Source organism: Streptomyces sp. Rer75 (assembly GCF_013414305.1).
Classification (GTDB): Bacteria; Actinomycetota; Actinomycetes; order Streptomycetales; family Streptomycetaceae; genus Streptomyces; species Streptomyces himastatinicus.
Map to the genome: position 1 here is coordinate 3,578,335 of NZ_CP058693.1, position 15,744 is coordinate 3,594,078.

Genomic DNA, 15,744 nt, shown 5'->3' on the forward strand with positions numbered 1-15,744 from the left:
GCTCGCTCGTTCCGGTGAACCGCCGCCCGGTCCCGTTCTCACCCCTCCCCCGCCGCGATCACGTACTGCGCCCGCACCTCCCGGTACCGCGCCAGCTCCGCCCCCACCGGCGCCAGCACCCGCGCCCGTCCGCAGCCCACCGCCGCGTCCCGCAGCCGTGCCTCAGCCGCCCGTCCGTACCGCCGCGCGGGCCCCCGCGCCGCCAACCCGCACGCCCACGCCAGCCCCGTCCCGGCCAGCGCGCCGCCCGCCACCAGCGCCGCGGGCAGCCACCCCGGCCCGCCGAACAGCCCCGCCACGGCCCCCACCAGCCAGACCGCCCCCACCACCTGGAGCACCAGCAGCACCACCTGGGCCGCCGCCACCGCCGACCACCACGCGGGCCGCGTCAGGCGTTGTCCGCGCCGGGCGGCCGCCACCGCCTCGTCCACCGCCTCCGGCAGTCCCCGGCCGCCCCACACCGCCGCCTCCCGCACCGCCTGGGCCCAGGGCCCGGGGAGCCCGGCCGTGGCCTCGTCGGCGAGCGTGCGCACGGCCTCCTCCACCGCGGGCCGCGCCGTGACCGCCTCCATCGCCGCCGCCTTCGCCCGCGCCCCCGGGACCGGCCGCTCGTCCTCAGCCCTCCGGCCGCCCCGCGCCAGCCGCCCCCACGGCGTCCCGCACGCCTTCCGCGCGTCCCGCAGCCAGGCCCGCTCCGCGGCCTGCCCGGTCGCCGCCGCGCCCGCCGCCTCCGCCAGCCGGTCCTCGAACTCCGCCCGCGCCCGGCCGGTGAACCCGGCGGGTGCCCCGTCCGCCACGTACTGCGGCCGCAGCCGCGCCGTCGTGCCGTCCACGTCCGCCGCGAGCCGTCGCTCCGCCGCGCCGCATTCGGCCGCGAGCCCGCCCAGCATCTCCCGCAGCTCCCCGACCCCCTCCCCGGTGAGCGCGGACAGGGCGAGCACCGCCGCGCCCGGCTCCCCGTGTTCGCCGAGCGCCAGCCCGTCCTCGTCCAGCAGCCGCCGCAGATCGTCCAGCACCTGGTCGGCGGCGTCGCCCGGCAGCCGGTCCACCTGGTTGAGGACGACGAACGTCACCTCCGCATAACCGGCGAGCGGCCGCAGATAGCGCTCGTGCAGCACCGCGTCCGCGTACTTCTCGGGGTCCACCACCCACACCACCGCGTCGACCAGCCCCAGCAGCCGGTCCACCCGGTCCCGGTGGCCCGGGGCGGCCGAGTCGTGGTCGGGCAGGTCGAGCAGGACGAGGCCGCGCAGCGCGGGATCGTACGGATACGCCGGACGGCGCCGGTCCGCATGCGGGATGCCGAGCCGGTCCAGCAGCCCGTCGGCGTGATCGGTCCAGGCGCAGGAGAGCGGCGCGGCGGTGGTCGGCCGCCGGATCCCGCACTCGGAGAGCGGCGCCCCGGCGAGGGCGTTGAAGAGTGTCGACTTACCGCTTCCGGTGGCTCCGGCGAGGGCGACGACGGTGTGCCCGAGCGGATGGCGTCCGCGCGCGGCGGCCTCGTCCAGGACCCGCCCGGCCCCGGCGAGGGTGCGTCCGTCCAGCCGGGTGCGGGACAGCCCCACGAGCTGGCGCAGGGCGTCCAGGCGCGGCCGCAGACTGCCCGCGGCGAAGCTGCGGGCGCCGGGCCCGAAGGGCCGCTCGTACGAGGCGTATGCCTCGTAGGCCTCGTACGCCTTGTAGGGGTCGCGGGAGCCGTAGGACTCGTACGACGGCTCGCCGGGCTCAGACGCATCGCGGGACCCGTACGAGGCGTACGCCCCGGCCGCCCCGTACGCCCCTTGCGACCCGGCCGACCCGCCCGCCTCCCGCGGCTCGCTCCCGGCGGCGGTCCACGCCGCCGGGGCCTCCGTGCCGAACGTCTCCCGGGGGGCGCGGCGGGCGGCCCGTCTCCCGGCGCGGCGGGCGATCAGCCCGTCGTCCCAGGTCTGCCGCGTCCGCACCGCCTCCGCGGAAGCCGCCTCGCCCCCGCCCCCATCCCCGCCGTCCAGACCGGCAGCAGTGGCCGTCACCTTCGGTCACCTCTCCTTCTGTAGTAGGGACAGCGCGGCGATCAGCTGGACCTGGTGGTCCGGGGTCACGTCGAGGCCGTCGAGGGGCGCCAGCCGCCGGTCGCGCTCCGTCTCCAGGACGCGCGCGACGCAGCCGTCGAGCAGCCGCCCGCCGCGGTCGCCCAGCCGCAGCGCGCGGTGCGCGCCCAGCGTCTCGGCGAGCCGTTCGCCCGCCTTACGGGCCCGCCGCCCTCCCAGCAGGGAGGCGACCAGCAGGGCGGCGACCTCGTCGGAGGCGTCGGCTCCGCCGTCGGGGATCCGGGCGCGGGTCTCCTCCTCGGCCAGTTCCTCGACGCAGCGCTGCCAGCGCCGTACGGCCACGCCGATCCGTTCCCCGGCCTCGCGCGCGTCGGCCGGGGCGAGCCCGGTCCGTGCGGCCGGGTCCCGCTTCCCCGCCTCGGCGATCCGGTCGGCGGCGGCTGCCGCCGCGCTGCGCAGCAGGGTGGCGAGGGATTCGGTGAGCGCCGCGAGAAGCTCCTGGGGGGTGCTGTCGCGCGGCTGGCCGTGCCAGTGGGTGAGCGCGCCGCCCGCGAGCGCCGCGCCCGCGGCGATCTCCCGCCGCACCCGCTCGGCGGCCTCCGCGTACGCCCCCTCGACCCGCTGGATCAGCCGCACCGCCGCGGCGTGCTGGGCGGCCGCCGCACCGGCCAGTGCGGGCATCCGGGCCTGGAGCGAGGCGAGGACACCGGCCGCGGTGCGGGCGGCGGCGACGTTACGGGCCTGCGGGTCCTGGGCGTGCTGGGTGAGCCAGCCGCGCAGCGCGGCGACGGCGGTGGCCGGGAGCAGCCCGCTGCCGCCGCCCGCCGACTCGGGCAGCTCGGGGATGGTGAAGCGGGGCACGTCGCCGAGCCCGGCCTCGTCAAGGAGCGCGGCGTACTGCCGGGAGACCTCGGCGGCGACCTGGTGCGGCACCCGGTCGAGCACCGTGACAAGTGTCACGTCGTATTCCTTGGCGGTCCGCAGCAGATGCCAGGGGACGGCGTCGGCGTACCGGGTGGCCGTGGTGACCAGCACCCAGATGTCGGCGGCGCAGATCAGCTCGGCGGCGAGATCGCGGTTGCGGGCGACGAGCGAGTCGATGTCGGGCGCGTCGAGCAGCGCGAGGCCCCGGGCGAGCCCCGGATCGGTCTCGATCCGCAGCGCGGCGGGCCCCTCGCCCTCGCGGGCCCGTTCCTCCTCGTCGTACGGCCCCTCCGCCCGGTCTCCCTGGGCCGGGACCCACACCCTGGTGAGCTGCGGCAGCACCCGCTTCCCGGCGAACCAGGAGTGATCGTCGGGGTGGCAGACCAGCACCGGCGTACGGGTCGTCGGCCGCAGCACCCCGGCCTCCGTCACCCGCCGCCCGACCAGGGAATTGACCAGCGTGGACTTCCCGGCTCCGGTCGATCCGCCGATCACCGCCAGGAGAGGCGCTTCGGGGGCGCGCAACCGGGGCACGAGGTAGTCGTCCAGTTGAGCAAGCAACTCGGCACGGCTGCGGCGAGCGCGGTCGGCGCCGGGAAGGGGGAGCGGAAACCGTGCGGCGTCAACGCGGTCGCGCAGTGCGGTCAGCGCGTCGAGCAGCCGGGGCCGTACGTCCAAGATCGCCACATGCGAAGAATGCCCGGTTTTGATGTCTTTTTGAAGCGTATGCTCATTCGTGCGCGTCAAAGAGACCCACCCGGATCACCTCAGATCGGACACGAGGCCGGTCCGATCGGACACGAGGCAGGCGTGACGGGCGGGGCTCAGGCATAACGAGTAGACAACACCCGCCGCTTGAGGCGTGAAAAACGATGCGAGTTTCGTACCTGCCTGCGATTATCGGACCGCTTCACCGAACCTCCACAACGTGCCACGGAGGTGAAGCAACCGGGGCGAGGTGCAGGGAGCCCTATCCTTGTCCCCGGCAAGGTCACGGATCCGCCGCGCCCGGCCACCGGCACCACGGCCGCACCGCGGGCCCGTCGGCACCCGGGGGCTCAGCAGTTCCAAGGCCCACCACCGGCCCCCGTAGCTCAGTGGATAGAGCAGGCGCCTTCTAAGCGCTTGGCCGCAGGTTCGAGTCCTGCCGGGGGCGCCACACAGAAGGGTGGCGAGGAGGGACAGCACGTCCTGTCTTCATCTCGCACTCCTTCTCGTTCCGGGAAGCGGAAGCGTAGTCCTCCGGGGCCGCAGCCGCCTCCTGAGCGGTACGAGCCACAGCCTTGACCGTCTCACCGGTTAGGGTGACGGCATACGAGACGACGTTCGCGCCCCTGTCGTAGAAGATCTCCAGACGGAGTGCTTCGAAGAGACGCCTGGAGATCGCGTCGGGGAGTCCGGCCAGATCGATGGGTGAGATCGGCAGGCAGGCCAGCAGGTCAGGGTTCGGTGCCTGATGGGCTTCACCCTCAAGCTCATCGAGCTGTTGCTGGAGATCGTCACGGTGAGCCCCTAGCTCGGCGCGCCGCTCGTTGATGTCCTGGATGAGGTCTTGACTCGGCTCGTCAATGTTCTCCAGGCTGCGGATCAAGCGCTTCCGTTTTGTGTCGGTCTCGGTGATGGCCTTGCGCAAGCTATCGATGCGCTGCGCACGTTCTTGCTGCTGGGCGGCATCGAGGGTGGTCAGGTGCGTTGTGAGCAGTTCATGTCGGTACGGGCCGAAGACGTGTGTAGACAAGAAGTCAGTCAGCCCGTTGAGGATGGTGTCTTCCTTGACCCAGATGCTGGGTGGGTGGTCGTCAGGGCGATTGGCCTTCTTCGGGGCACACACGTAGTAGCTGACGCCCTTGGAGGTCTTGCCGTAGAAGCGGCGGCCGCACAGCGGACAGAAGAGATAGCTTCGAAGCCGATAGGTGCGCTGGGCCCGGGGATGCTTGTTAGTCCCTGGAGTGCTGCGTGAGCGTTCACGATGCTCGGCGACTTGCTGAGCCTGAACGAACGCCTCCAGGCTCACCAGAGCCTCGTGGACAGGCTCCGGAGACCACACCCACTCTTCCACCGGGTTCGGCCGGTTTCTCCCGCCGCCCTTACGCGCTCGACGGTTCCACACCATGTGTCCGGTGTACTTGGGGTTGGTCAGGATGTCTCGGACGTTGGAGTGGGTCCATCGCCCCACCGCAGTATCAACCAGGATGGGAGTGGGCGGTGGGTTAGTGATCAAATCCTCGTTGAGGCGGTCAGCGATGGTCTGGTACCCGAGCTGCTCTACGACCCTCCATAGGAAGATCTTGGCTACGACTGGGCCCTCAAAGGGATGCGGCTCCAGCAGCGTTTTCTTGACGCCCTTGGCCCGCTTGGCAGGTACGGGGTGAGGCACGTGCCTGGCGCAGTAGCCGTAGCAGGGCTTGCCGACGTTATAGCCGTGCTCGGTGTGGATCTCGAAGCCCGCCCAGGACTTCTCCAACATCTCGGTGACGTACCACTCGGCCACACCTTGCTTGACCCGGCGCGTGAGAACCTGTGTCGCGGTCTTGCCCTTGCGGGCGCCGCCGTCAGCCCGGATCGGCTCGTCGGAGGCCAGCAGGGGCACTCCGGCTTGTTCGAGCTCGTACTCGATCTTGGTGCCGAAGTAGGTGGTACGGGCGATTCGCTCCACCGATTCGCAGATCACTGCATCGAACCGGCGATCCGAGCGTTCTGCTTCTTCCAGCAAGTCTTGGATGCTGCCGTCCCGGGGGATCGGGATCTGGAATTGCTCGTGAGCATGACCTCGACCACGCTGTGCGAGGCTCATACGCCCGGATTCCACGTCGTAAAAGTGAACGACGATCAGTGCATCTTCTGGCAGGACCTGCTGGCAGTTGCGCAGCTGACGAGGCAGGGACAGCGTGGGGTCCTGCAGGTCGCGGTTTGAAGTACGCCCCATCCATGCCACGCGCATGAGCTGTGGTTTGACGTCAGAGGCACCTGCCGCCTCTCCGGAGTGCGCTATGCGGCGTTTCTGTGCCCAGACTCGGATCGCTTCTGGGCTACCCATTCCATCACCTCCCTTATCGCTTGGGCCTGTTCCAATCGCAGCTGTTCTCCTTCTGAACCCTCCACGTGGCGGATTTCGAACACCATTCGAGGAGAGTCAGCGGGCGCGGGAAGGGCAGGGCGCTCGGCGCGCGGGTCGGTGCACTCAGCCACGGCTGGCCCTTCCCCGTCCCACCAATATGTGATCTTGAATTTGGTATACGGACTGCCTTGACCGCCACCGTCCGCAGCACGAAAGCAGCTGCTCAAGCCCATTTTCGGGCCTAAGAGCGTACCGTCGGCCGGGCAAGAAAGGAGGCCCCGGGTGGTTACACAGCAGTCGGCGAACATGCAGGGAATAATCGATTGCTTTCACACCGCCTCCGGTTGCTAATCGACGGGATCTCCTGTGTCGGCAAGTTGTCGCGCATGCGCTGTAGTTGCGCTGTGGCGAGGGCGTGGAAGGCCGAGTTGAGCTCGATTCCGAGGTAGGAGCGGCCCAACTGGCGTGCGGACAGCCCGGTCCTCCGCGCAGTCATCCGGGAGGTCACGCAGCACCTCGACCGCGTCCCGTATAGGGGGTGAGTGAATCGTCGGTGTAGTACGGGAGATTCACGCAGCGGCACTCCCTCGTGAGAGGGCCACCCCCTCATGGCGGTGAAGCAGGCTGGGCCCGGACAGCGGCTGAGACAGCGCTGCGGCAGCGGCCTGGCGGGGAGTCTGGAAGATCAGCACATCCTGGTGGGCGGGCAGCATGATCGGCTGCCCGAGGGCTCGCTCGTGGCGAGCGGCGCTGCGGTGCTGGGCCGCTGAAGCGCGCGCTACGAGCCGGGAGCCTCGCAGCTCGCCCAACAGCGCGACGCACCGCTCCACCGGTATCAGTCCGCCCGCCTGCCCAGCGCGCACCACATACCCCGGCAGATCGAGCAGGGCATCGCGGCTGCGGCGTCGCGGGACCACAATGATCACGTGGCCGCCGGGCCGCAGCATCGCATGACACTGGACTAGCAGCACATGGAGGCGATCCGTGGCCGTGCCCTCCTCAGCGGCCATCTCGGTGCCCCAATCGAGCTCATCTGCCCCGTGCGCGCGGGAGCGCAGAGGGGGACGCCATGCGGTGAGGAGCAGGTCGCTGTGGCTGGCCAGCCCCGCATGGCGCACGGCGGTGGCGTCGGGAGGGCCGTCGAGCACCGTTCCATCCGGCACGGCGCCGTCGCGTTTGGCGGCCGTGACGTTGGCACGGGCGATGGACCGCCACTTATGGTGGCCGGTGATCCCGATGGCGTGTCGTCCGGCGCGCAGGGCTTCAATGAGGACGGTGCCTGCGCCGCAGTCGGGATCGAGCACAGTGTCACCGGGGCGGGTATAGGTGGCGATGGCGTAGGCGGCGATGGTCGGCGGGATGCGGGCCGTGTCCTGGGTTGTGGCCGAACCGTAGGGGCCTCGTGCGAGCTGGATGCGTCCGTCGTCCTGTCCGGTGGCCCACACCGAGAACGGCGGACCTATCCAGCACAGCGGCGGGAACCGGTGTGTCATCAGCGCGTCTCCTCAGCTTCGGTGCCTGGCTCGGTCCGGGGGCGCGTGAACAAGTACAGGTCGGAGTGAACGCGGACATGGCGTGTCCCCACGCCATCGCTTGAGGCCGGCGAAGGCCAGGTTTTCGGATCGCGGGCTCGACGGGTGGTCAGGGTGCCGCGGCGGACCGGGATCTCCAGCAGCACGATGTGATCGAAGGCGATGAGCCCCGCGCGGTGCGCGGTGTGCGTCAGCAGGCTGCTGGGGTCGATCAGACGCCCCAGTTGATGGTCACTGTGGGTGATGAATGCCAGGGTCCCGCTTGGCATCAGAAGCTCATGCCACGGGGTGTCGGCGGCCCAGTCAGGGTCACGTGGGTCGACGAATGTGATCACAACGTCGTAGCGATCCGGACCGACCACGGTCGAGTCCGGGTCCGCAGGCGGGTCGGTGGGAGTCGGTGTCGGGTCGGGCAGTTGTGGGAGGAGTCCGAACCCCGACTGGTGGGTGAGTCCGGATCCGGACTGTGGGCTCCCAGAGGACGGAGTGGTGCGCACGTGGACGGTACGGTCGAGTCGGGCCGCGGTCTGGGCTGCGTCGGCCAGTCCGGTCAGCAGACCGGATCCTGACTCGGGCGGGCCCGGAGAGAGTTCCGGTTCGGCCGTGGACTCACCATGGCGGGTGGGCGAGACCAGAAGCAGTACCCGCTGCCCCGGTTCACTGTAGAGAGCGACGATCTTGACGATGGCTCCGAGAAGCCACGCAGGGAGAGCGTCTGCTTCTAAGTGGCCCTGCTCCAGTGCAACGGGCCAGACCGACCCGGGGCGCGCCCAGCGCCCCCACAGCGCGCTCCGGGACGAACCGGCCTGGGCGCCCCCGATGTCCCGCCGACCAGAGGGGCCCTGCTGGGGATGCCCCTCTGCGTCTTGGCGTGGCCTGATACCTCGACGGTTGCGTGTCATACCCACTCTCCTGGGTTCCGTAGCGCTGCATGGACACCAGAAAAGACCGGGATCCGGGCCGATTTTGGACACCGCTGGACTGAACTCACTCCCCCCCCCCGCGCAAGGTTGCACCCTCGGCCGAACGCTCTCTTGGGTTTCTTCATCAGCATGTCAACGGTCAGAAAATCCAGTGCCTCACGAGGCCACGGGCGGCACCTCGGCGGCGCTCCATATTTTCTTCGGTGGATTTTCCACCCCGAGCCCCTGCGCTCCGAGAGCGCGCCCCGGAGCGCTGGGCATCACGTGCTTGCGGCACTACTAGGGGACACCTGCTGAGCGCATAAAACAGCAGGTCAAAGCGGCCTGAAAGGCGACTAAAGGCGGGCATACGAAACCCGCATCCCACCACCTCTGGTGATCATCTTCGGATCCCGTCCAGGCCTCTTTAGCAATTTCGACGGTGCACAGGAGTGAGCACCTTGTTGCTCTCTTGGCTGTTTCTTGTCGGCGGCCTGAATTCATTGATGCGTCGTTTCCGTCCCTTGCGTGAAGGAAGGCGCTCATGGTTGGCATGTGTCAGGCCCATCGCTCGAATCGCCGTCAAGCCCAGCAGTCGCCGCTGGACACCGCTCGGCAGTGCTTTAGCTGGCTGGTGACCGGGCCGGATCCCCTGTCGGTGGACGGCCGGGAATTCCCCGGTCTGCCCAACCGTCTCGTGCCGTTGAACGAGTTGCGGGGCCGTATGCTGCGGTGCCGCTGCCCCCGCCGCACCCGCGACGCCGTGTGGGCTCACCTGGTGCAGCGCTCCCGGGACGAAGGCGCCACCTGGACTCTGGCGTGCACCGGGATGGCGCTGCCCGCGCTGGCAAGCACCTCGCGGTGGCTGGCGGCCCGGTATCCCGGCGACGCGTTCGACGTTCACGCGGAGGTCCTCTCCGGCTTTCTGTCCGCCTTGGCGGACATCGATCTGGACCGGCCGCGGGTGCTCGTGCGGCTGCGGTGGGCGGCCTATCGCGCGGGGCACGCCGCCCTGACCGAAGCCCTGGACGCCCCCACGCCGGTGTCTTCCGGCTTCCATTCCTCTCCGCCCAGGCCCCCGTGGGGGCACCCGGATCTCGTACTCGCCCAGGCGGTCAGTCAGTCGGTCCTGACCCGGACCGAGGCCGACCTGATCGGAGCGACCCGACTGGACGAGTCCTCCATCACCAGCTGGGCGGTCGCGAATCGGACCACGACCGACGCGGCCTACAAGGCCCGCCAACGCGCCGAGCGTCGGCTGGTCAACTTCCTACGCGATCAAGCCCAGGACACCGACCCGAACGACCCGGTTGCCGCCACAGCGCTGTCCGGCCCCAACGGGCCTACCCGACAGCTCCGCGCAAGTTCGTCACGCTCCGTCAGCGACTCGCCGGGGGATGCCGCGCCGGGCACCGCTCAGAAAGCTCGGGATCCGCTGTCCAATCCGCGGCCTGAGACCGGTCTTCTCAGTTGCGGGGGGAGTTCGCCCGCCGCATCCCCCGCACAGTGTTCGGAGGTGCCCCGATGCGCCTGACATCACCGCTGTCGCGCCGCTGCCTACGCGACCGCGCAGCCCGTGCCGACCACGGTGATCGGCAACACTCCACACGACGCCTGACCACGTGGGCAGGGCGGTTCCTGCTGATCGTCAGCCTCGTCATCGCGGTGTCGATCCTGCTGACCTCAGCGGCGCAGGCCGAGCCGGTACAGGTCCAGGCCCTGGCCAAGTCGATCAACACGGTCCTGGACAACCTTCGTAACTGGGTCATGGGCATCTTGGCTGGTCTAGCTACCCTGTTCCTCACCGTCGGCGGCGTGCGCTACATCGTGGCCGCTGGCGATCCGGGCGAGGTCGAGAAGGCCAAGTCCTCGTTCAAGAGCGCTGGCTATGGGTACGGGCTCGCCACCTTGGCGCCGCTGGTGGTGGAGATCTTCAAAGGAATCGTGGGTGCCTGATGCCCACCGCCCCACTACCTCCTGCATCCGTGGCCCGCCGACACGGAGGGCTCCATACAGCCTCCGGAGCGCGCCCCCACCGGCCTCTGATCCGGATACGGGCCCTGGTTTCGTGCTTCGTGGTGGTGGTCATCGCGGTGCTGTTCGGCTGGCTGCTGACCTCGGGTGCGCAGGCCGTGCCCGACGCACCCTCCGCTGGCCCCTCCGACACCGCCTCAGCCACGCCCAGCAGGCCGACGCCGAGTTCGTCGTCCTGGGGATCATCCCCAGGAGTTCCTCACCTTCCCACCGCAGCGCCTTCGACGACGGAGAAGGGCCCGTGCGCTTCTGCGTCGGGCGGGTCGTCGCCGTCGGACTGCATTCCGCAGCCCAGCAGCAGCGGCGCCAGCTCCGGTTCGCTGCCGACCGAAGAACCGGACGGCGACGACGGCGATGGGGGCGATCCGGGCGGTGTCGCCGGCTGGATCGTCGACGGCATCAACGCGGCCATCACCATCTTCTTCAAGGGACTGGTCACCAAGGCGCTCAACCCGTTGCTGGACCTTCTCGGCAAAACCCTGCTGTCCACCCCGACCCTGGACCAACTGCCGCGTATCGGTGAGCTGTGGTCGGATTCCTGGCACATCATGCTCGCCTGCTACGGCATTCTCATCATGATCGCCGGGATTGTGGTGATGGCATACCAGTCCGTCCAGACCCACTACTCCATCAAGGAGATCGCCCCGCGCATCGTCCTGGGCTTCCTGGCCGCGGCCCTGTCGCTGTTCGTCGCCAATAAGGCCATCGCCATCGCCAACGCCATGTCCCGAGCCGTGCTCGATGAGGGAGTGGACGAGAACAGCGCCGCGAAAACGCTGCGCAACCTGATCCTCAGCTCTATCAACGGCGGCATCTTCATCATCTTCATGCAGGTGTTCATCGCCGGGATGCTGGTGGCCCTCCTCGTCACCTACGCCGTACGCATCGCCCTGACCATGATCATGGTCGCCGGAGCACCCCTGGCCTTGATGTGCCACGCCCTGCCGCAGACCGACGGCATCGCCCGCTGGTGGTGGCGCTGCTTCTCCGGCCTACTCCTCATCCAACTCGCCCAGTCCCTGACCCTGGTCACCGCCTTGCGAGTGTTCCTGGATCCCGACGGCTTCACCCTGCTCGGCCCCAACAAGTCAGGCCTGGTCGACCTCATCATCTCCCTGGCCCTGATGTACATCCTGTTCAAGATCCCGTTCTGGATTCTCGGATCTCTCCGCGGCAGCCACCGGCGTTCCTTCACCGGGAGCCTGGTGCGCACCTACATCGCCGCCCGAACCTTCGGAGCACTGCGCGGCATGAACTCAACCAGCACCACTGGTGCGGCATCACGGTCCCGCATCAGCAGGAACAGCACGCCCCACACTCGCCCCAGCACGCGGGCTGCCCGCTCGCCCGTGATCCGCCGCCGCCCACCCGGACCGGCGCTGTTCCGCGAACCCGTACCCGGAGCAACCCCGCAGTTCGCTCCGCAGATCGGCCCACCGGGCATGCCCACCTTCCGCTCCCCCGCCAGCCCATCCGACGAGGCAGCCGGCACGCGCTCCACGTCCGTGCCCCGGCCTACGACACCACCCGGCGTCCCGTCCTTCCGCGCACCCGGCTCCGGCACACCCCCACCCGCCCGAACCGGCCACCCCACCACACCCCCGGGCCGACCGCGGTTCCAGCCACCCGCCCATTCGTCTCCCACACCGCCCCGACGGACCCGTGCTCAACCCGCACCGGTGACCTTCCGCCCGCCAGTGCCCGACCCCGCCACCCCTCCCCCGCGGAAACGCACCAGTGCGCCCCCTCCGCCACGCTTCAGCTCCCCCACCCCCAACCGCACTTCGCCACCCGACCGAGGACCGCGCAGGAACTGAAGGAGGTGACCGGCGATGCCCCAGCCGGTCCGCATCCCCGCCGACGTCGACCGTGAGGACACCGTCCTGGCGAACCTGACCGCCCGCCAACTGCTCATCCTGGCGGTGACCGGCATCGTGCTCTACGGCACCTGGACGGCCGTCCGCGACGTGCTGCCACTGGCCGTATTCGCGGTCCCGGCCGTCCCCGTCGCAGTGGCCACCGTCCTGCTGGTCCTGGGACGGCGGGACGGCATCTCACTGGACCGGCTGGCACTGGCCGCCGTCCGCCAGCGCATGAGCCCCCACTACCAGGTCTCCGCCCCCGAAGGCATCCACCCGGCCCCCGCCTGGCTGGCCGACCGCGCCACTCTCAACCCACAGGACCTCAACGCCAAGGGAGACACGGCTCCGGCCGCGCTGGCGCTTCCCGCCAAAGGCGTCACCGAGACCGGCGTGGTCGACCTCGGCACGGACGGCGTCGCGGCACTGGCAGTGTGCTCCACCGTCAACTTCTCCTTGCGCACCCCGACCGAGCAAGAGTCCCTGGTGGCCGCATTCGGCCGCTACCTGCACTCCCTCACCGCCCCGGTCCAGGTACTGGTGCGCACCGAACGCCTGGACCTGACAGGGCAGATCAGCGAGCTCCGCGAGCAGGCCCCCTCGCTGCCACACCCGGCGCTAGAGGAAGCCGCCCGTGAACACGCCGACTATCTGGCCCAGCTGGACGCCCAGAGTGATCTGCTGCGCCGCCAAGTACTGCTCGTTCTGCGCGAACCACTGGGAGCACAGCGTGCGGTCGACGGGCTCGGCGGCCCCTCACCACTGGCGGCGTTCACTCACCGCAGGCGGCTCCGAGATGCCGCGCAGTCCTCGGTGGAGGCGGCGCGTCGAGCAGCGGAAGCCCGCCTGGTGCAGCGGCTCGATGAGGCCGTCGACCTGCTGAGCCCGTCCGGGATCGTCGTCACCCCGCTGGATGCCGGGCAGGCCACCGCGGTGCTGGCCGCCGCCTGCAATCCAGACAGCCTCGTACCGGTCTCCTCGCACCTCGCCGGAGCGGACGACGTGATCACCACCGCCCCCGCACCCGACGACGGGGCCCCGCGCGTCTTCGAACGCTCGGGTACGTCCGGCCGGGAGACCCACCACCACACAGAAGACGAGAGGCCAGGAGGAAGGGAACCACGATGATCCGCAAGCGTGCCGGCTCTTCGCGTGCCTCGCGCCGGGAGGCGTCCACTGCGCCGAGGGATGCCGGGGCGTTCACCCCCGATGCGCTGGCCGTCGGTCCCCGGCACCTGGAGGTCGGTGGGGATCAGGTGGCTTCCTTCGCCGTCACCGGATTCCCCCGCGAGGTCTACCCCGGATGGCTGCAGCCCCTGCTGACCTACCCGGGCCGGGTGGACGTCAGCGTGCACATCGAGCCGATCGACCCGGTCACCGCCGCGAGCCGCCTCAAGCGGCAGCTCGCCAAGCTCGAGTCCGGCCGCCGCTACAGCGAGGAAAAAGGCCGACTGCTCGACCCGCACGTGGAAGCCGCCACCGAGGACGCCTACGAGCTGTCCTCCCGGGTCGCCCGTGGCGAAGGCAAGCTCTACCGCCTTGGGCTCTATCTGACCGTGCACGCAACAGGCCCCGAGGAATTGGCCGACGAGGTCGCCGCAGTCCGCTCTCTCGCAGCGAGCCTGCTGCTCGACGCCAAACCGACCAGCTACCGCAGCCTGCAAGGCTGGGCAACCTGCCTGCCCATGGGCATGGACCTGATACGCATGCGACGTACCTTCGACACCGCAGCGCTGTCGGCGGCCTTCCCCTTCACCAGCCCCGATCTCCCCCCAGCCGACCCCACCTCCGTCGCCGCCCCCACCGGGGTGCTGTACGGGTACAACATCGGCTCCCAGGGATTGGTGCACTGGGACCGCTTCGCCCTGGACAACCACAACTCCGTCATCCTCGGCCGCTCCGGCGCCGGCAAGTCCTACCTCGTCAAACTGGAACTGCTGCGCTCGCTCTACCGCGGCATCGAGATCCACGTCATCGACCCGGAAGACGAGTACGCCCGCCTCACCCAGGCCGTCGGCGGCACCTACCTCCACCTCGGCGCCGACAACGTGCGGCTCAACCCCTTCGACCTTCCCCTGCACACCCGCCCGGACGGGCGGCGCACCGCTCCCAAGGACGCCCTCCTCCGCCGGGCCCTGTTCCTGCACACCGTCATCGGCGTCCTACTGAGCAACACGCTCACGCCGGCGGAGCGGGCTGTGCTGGACCGGGCGATCACCGCGACCTACCAGCGGGCGGGGATCACCACCGACCCGCGGACCTGGACCCGCCCCGCCCCTCTGCTCGCCGATCTGGCAGCCGTCCTGGAGCACTCGAAGAACCGCACCACGCAGGATCTGGCCGCCCGGCTGGACCCGTACGTGCGCGGCGCCTTCTCCGGTCTGTTCGACGGCCCGACCACCAGCAGGCCCGAAGGCCACCTCGTCGCCTTCTCCCTGCGCGACCTGGCCGACGAGCTCAAACCGATCGGCACGCTACTGACCCTGGACTCGGTCTGGCAGCGGGTGTCCAACCCGGCCCTGCGCCGCCCCCGGCTGGCGGTCGTCGATGAAGCCTGGTTGCTGATGCAGGAGCCCGCCGGAGCGGAATTCCTGTTCCGCATGGCCAAGTCCTTCCGCAAACGCTGGGCAGGGCTCACGGTCGCCACCCAGGACAGCGCCGATGTCCTCGGCTCCGATCTCGGCAAGGCCGTCGTGGCCAACGCCGCCACCCAGATCCTGCTGCGCCAGGCGCCACAGGCCATCAACGAGATCGCGGCCACTTTCGACCTGTCCGAAGGTGAGCGGCAGTTCCTGCTGTCAGCCGACCGGGGCCAGGGCCTGCTCTCCACGGGAACACAACGAGTCGCCTTCGAGGCGATCGCCTCACCCACCGAGCACCGCCTGGTGACGACCGACCCGGCCGAACTCGCCACATACGCCGAAACTGACACTCTCGCTGAGACCGAGGACACGTACCTGACCCTCGAGTCCGACGACGCCGTCGACGACTGCCAGTCCGCGGACGGCCTGATGCCGAGACCTTGATCAATCGGGGTTCCATAGTCATGACTGTCGCCGCCTGACAGGCGTTCGCCCAAGACCTGGCCACGGCCCTGTGGGGCGCGACGTTCACCGAGGTGGGTGACTCGGTTTCGACCGGCCTCCCTGGCCTCGGCGATGACGCAGTGGAAGTGCCGGTCGACCGCGCGTGGAGAGGTCTCCACACCAGACGCCGCTCAGACGATCGCACTGCTGAAGAGGGCAGGTTTCGATCCCCGACCGAGTTAAGCATGGCGACAGTGAGGCGGCCAGGGCAGCAGCCCGGTGCAGGTGCATCCCCATCACGCGTGGTTGACGTGATCGGGATGTGGCTACGAATCTGCCACGACGTTACCCATGTCCATACGACCGTGCACGCCCTCCC

At 69.8% G+C, this 15,744-nt stretch carries 11 protein-coding genes and 1 tRNA gene; 7 read left to right on the forward strand and 5 right to left on the reverse strand.

Annotated features, from left to right (window positions below; all coding sequences use genetic code 11):
* Positions 1-38: 38 nt before the first annotated feature.
* Both HYQ63_RS15255 and HYQ63_RS15260 read right to left on the reverse strand, forming a co-directional pair.
* The gene (locus tag HYQ63_RS15255) at positions 39-2,012 is read right to left on the reverse strand and encodes a GTPase (RefSeq protein WP_179934315.1); all 1,974 of its coding nucleotides are present in this window, start codon (positions 2,010-2,012) and stop codon (positions 39-41) included.
* 6 nt (positions 2,013-2,018) lie between these two features.
* Entirely contained in the window at positions 2,019-3,632 is a 1,614-nt protein-coding gene (locus HYQ63_RS15260; protein ID WP_179940111.1) for a dynamin family protein, read from the reverse strand.
* 405 nt (positions 3,633-4,037) lie between these two features.
* Here HYQ63_RS15260 and HYQ63_RS15265 point away from each other — a divergent pair.
* A tRNA-Arg gene (locus tag HYQ63_RS15265) sits at positions 4,038-4,113 on the forward strand.
* Here HYQ63_RS15265 and HYQ63_RS15270 read toward each other — a convergent pair.
* The gene (locus HYQ63_RS15270; RefSeq protein WP_257232609.1) at positions 4,072-5,421 is read right to left on the reverse strand and encodes a recombinase family protein; all 1,350 of its coding nucleotides are present in this window, start codon (positions 5,419-5,421) and stop codon (positions 4,072-4,074) included. The genes HYQ63_RS15265 and HYQ63_RS15270 overlap by 42 nt on opposite strands.
* On the opposite strand from HYQ63_RS15270, the gene HYQ63_RS44665 reads away from it, so the two are divergent.
* Positions 5,377-5,868 carry a hypothetical protein gene (locus tag HYQ63_RS44665; protein ID WP_257231862.1) on the forward strand — a complete coding sequence of 164 codons (492 nt, stop codon included), beginning with the start codon at positions 5,377-5,379 and terminating at the stop codon, positions 5,866-5,868. The genes HYQ63_RS15270 and HYQ63_RS44665 overlap by 45 nt on opposite strands.
* Before the next feature lie 713 nt (positions 5,869-6,581).
* Here HYQ63_RS44665 and HYQ63_RS15275 read toward each other — a convergent pair.
* Both HYQ63_RS15275 and HYQ63_RS15280 read right to left on the reverse strand, forming a co-directional pair.
* Positions 6,582-7,505, reverse strand: coding sequence for a DNA methyltransferase (locus HYQ63_RS15275; RefSeq protein WP_179934316.1), 924 nt, complete (start codon positions 7,503-7,505; stop codon positions 6,582-6,584).
* Positions 7,505-7,906 carry a hypothetical protein gene (locus tag HYQ63_RS15280; protein WP_179934317.1) on the reverse strand — a complete coding sequence of 134 codons (402 nt, stop codon included), beginning with the start codon at positions 7,904-7,906 and terminating at the stop codon, positions 7,505-7,507. The genes HYQ63_RS15275 and HYQ63_RS15280 overlap by 1 nt, the downstream gene beginning before the upstream one ends.
* Positions 7,907-9,275: 1,369 nt before the next feature.
* On the opposite strand from HYQ63_RS15280, the gene HYQ63_RS15285 reads away from it, so the two are divergent.
* The 5 genes from HYQ63_RS15285 to HYQ63_RS15305 all read left to right on the forward strand — a co-directional run bounded on the left by HYQ63_RS15285 (position 9,276) and on the right by HYQ63_RS15305 (position 15,365).
* On the forward strand, positions 9,276-9,980 hold the full coding sequence (locus HYQ63_RS15285) for a hypothetical protein (RefSeq protein ID WP_257231863.1): 705 nt from the start codon (positions 9,276-9,278) through the stop codon (positions 9,978-9,980).
* Positions 9,971-10,402 carry a pilin gene (locus HYQ63_RS15290; RefSeq protein WP_306664825.1) on the forward strand — a complete coding sequence of 144 codons (432 nt, stop codon included), beginning with the start codon at positions 9,971-9,973 and terminating at the stop codon, positions 10,400-10,402. Before HYQ63_RS15285 ends, HYQ63_RS15290 begins: the two co-directional genes overlap by 10 nt.
* Before the next feature lie 119 nt (positions 10,403-10,521).
* Complete coding sequence (locus HYQ63_RS15295) at positions 10,522-12,297, forward strand: hypothetical protein (protein ID WP_179934318.1); 1,776 nt, start codon at positions 10,522-10,524, stop codon at positions 12,295-12,297.
* A 15-nt stretch (positions 12,298-12,312) separates the two neighbouring features.
* Positions 12,313-13,467, forward strand: coding sequence for a PrgI family protein (locus HYQ63_RS15300; RefSeq protein ID WP_179934319.1), 1,155 nt, complete (start codon positions 12,313-12,315; stop codon positions 13,465-13,467).
* Positions 13,464-15,365, forward strand: a complete 1,902-nt coding sequence (locus HYQ63_RS15305) for a VirB4 family type IV secretion system protein (protein WP_179934320.1) — start codon at positions 13,464-13,466, stop codon at positions 15,363-15,365. The genes HYQ63_RS15300 and HYQ63_RS15305 overlap by 4 nt, the downstream gene beginning before the upstream one ends.
* The last annotated feature ends 379 nt before the right edge of the window (positions 15,366-15,744 follow it).

Excerpts from the sequence above, each read along its gene's own strand:
- HYQ63_RS15270 (WP_257232609.1), bottom strand. The coding sequence starts at position 5,421 with ATGTTGGAGAAGTCCTGGGCGGGCTTCGAGATCCACACCGAGCACGGC.
- HYQ63_RS15275 (WP_179934316.1), bottom strand. The coding sequence starts at position 7,505 with ATGACACACCGGTTCCCGCCGCTGTGCTGGATAGGTCCGCCGTTCTCG.
- HYQ63_RS15285 (WP_257231863.1), top strand. The coding sequence starts at position 9,276 with ATGGCGCTGCCCGCGCTGGCAAGCACCTCGCGGTGGCTGGCGGCCCGG.
- HYQ63_RS15290 (WP_306664825.1), top strand. The coding sequence starts at position 9,971 with ATGCGCCTGACATCACCGCTGTCGCGCCGCTGCCTACGCGACCGCGCA.
- HYQ63_RS15300 (WP_179934319.1), top strand. The coding sequence starts at position 12,313 with ATGCCCCAGCCGGTCCGCATCCCCGCCGACGTCGACCGTGAGGACACC.
- HYQ63_RS15305 (WP_179934320.1), top strand. The coding sequence starts at position 13,464 with ATGATCCGCAAGCGTGCCGGCTCTTCGCGTGCCTCGCGCCGGGAGGCG.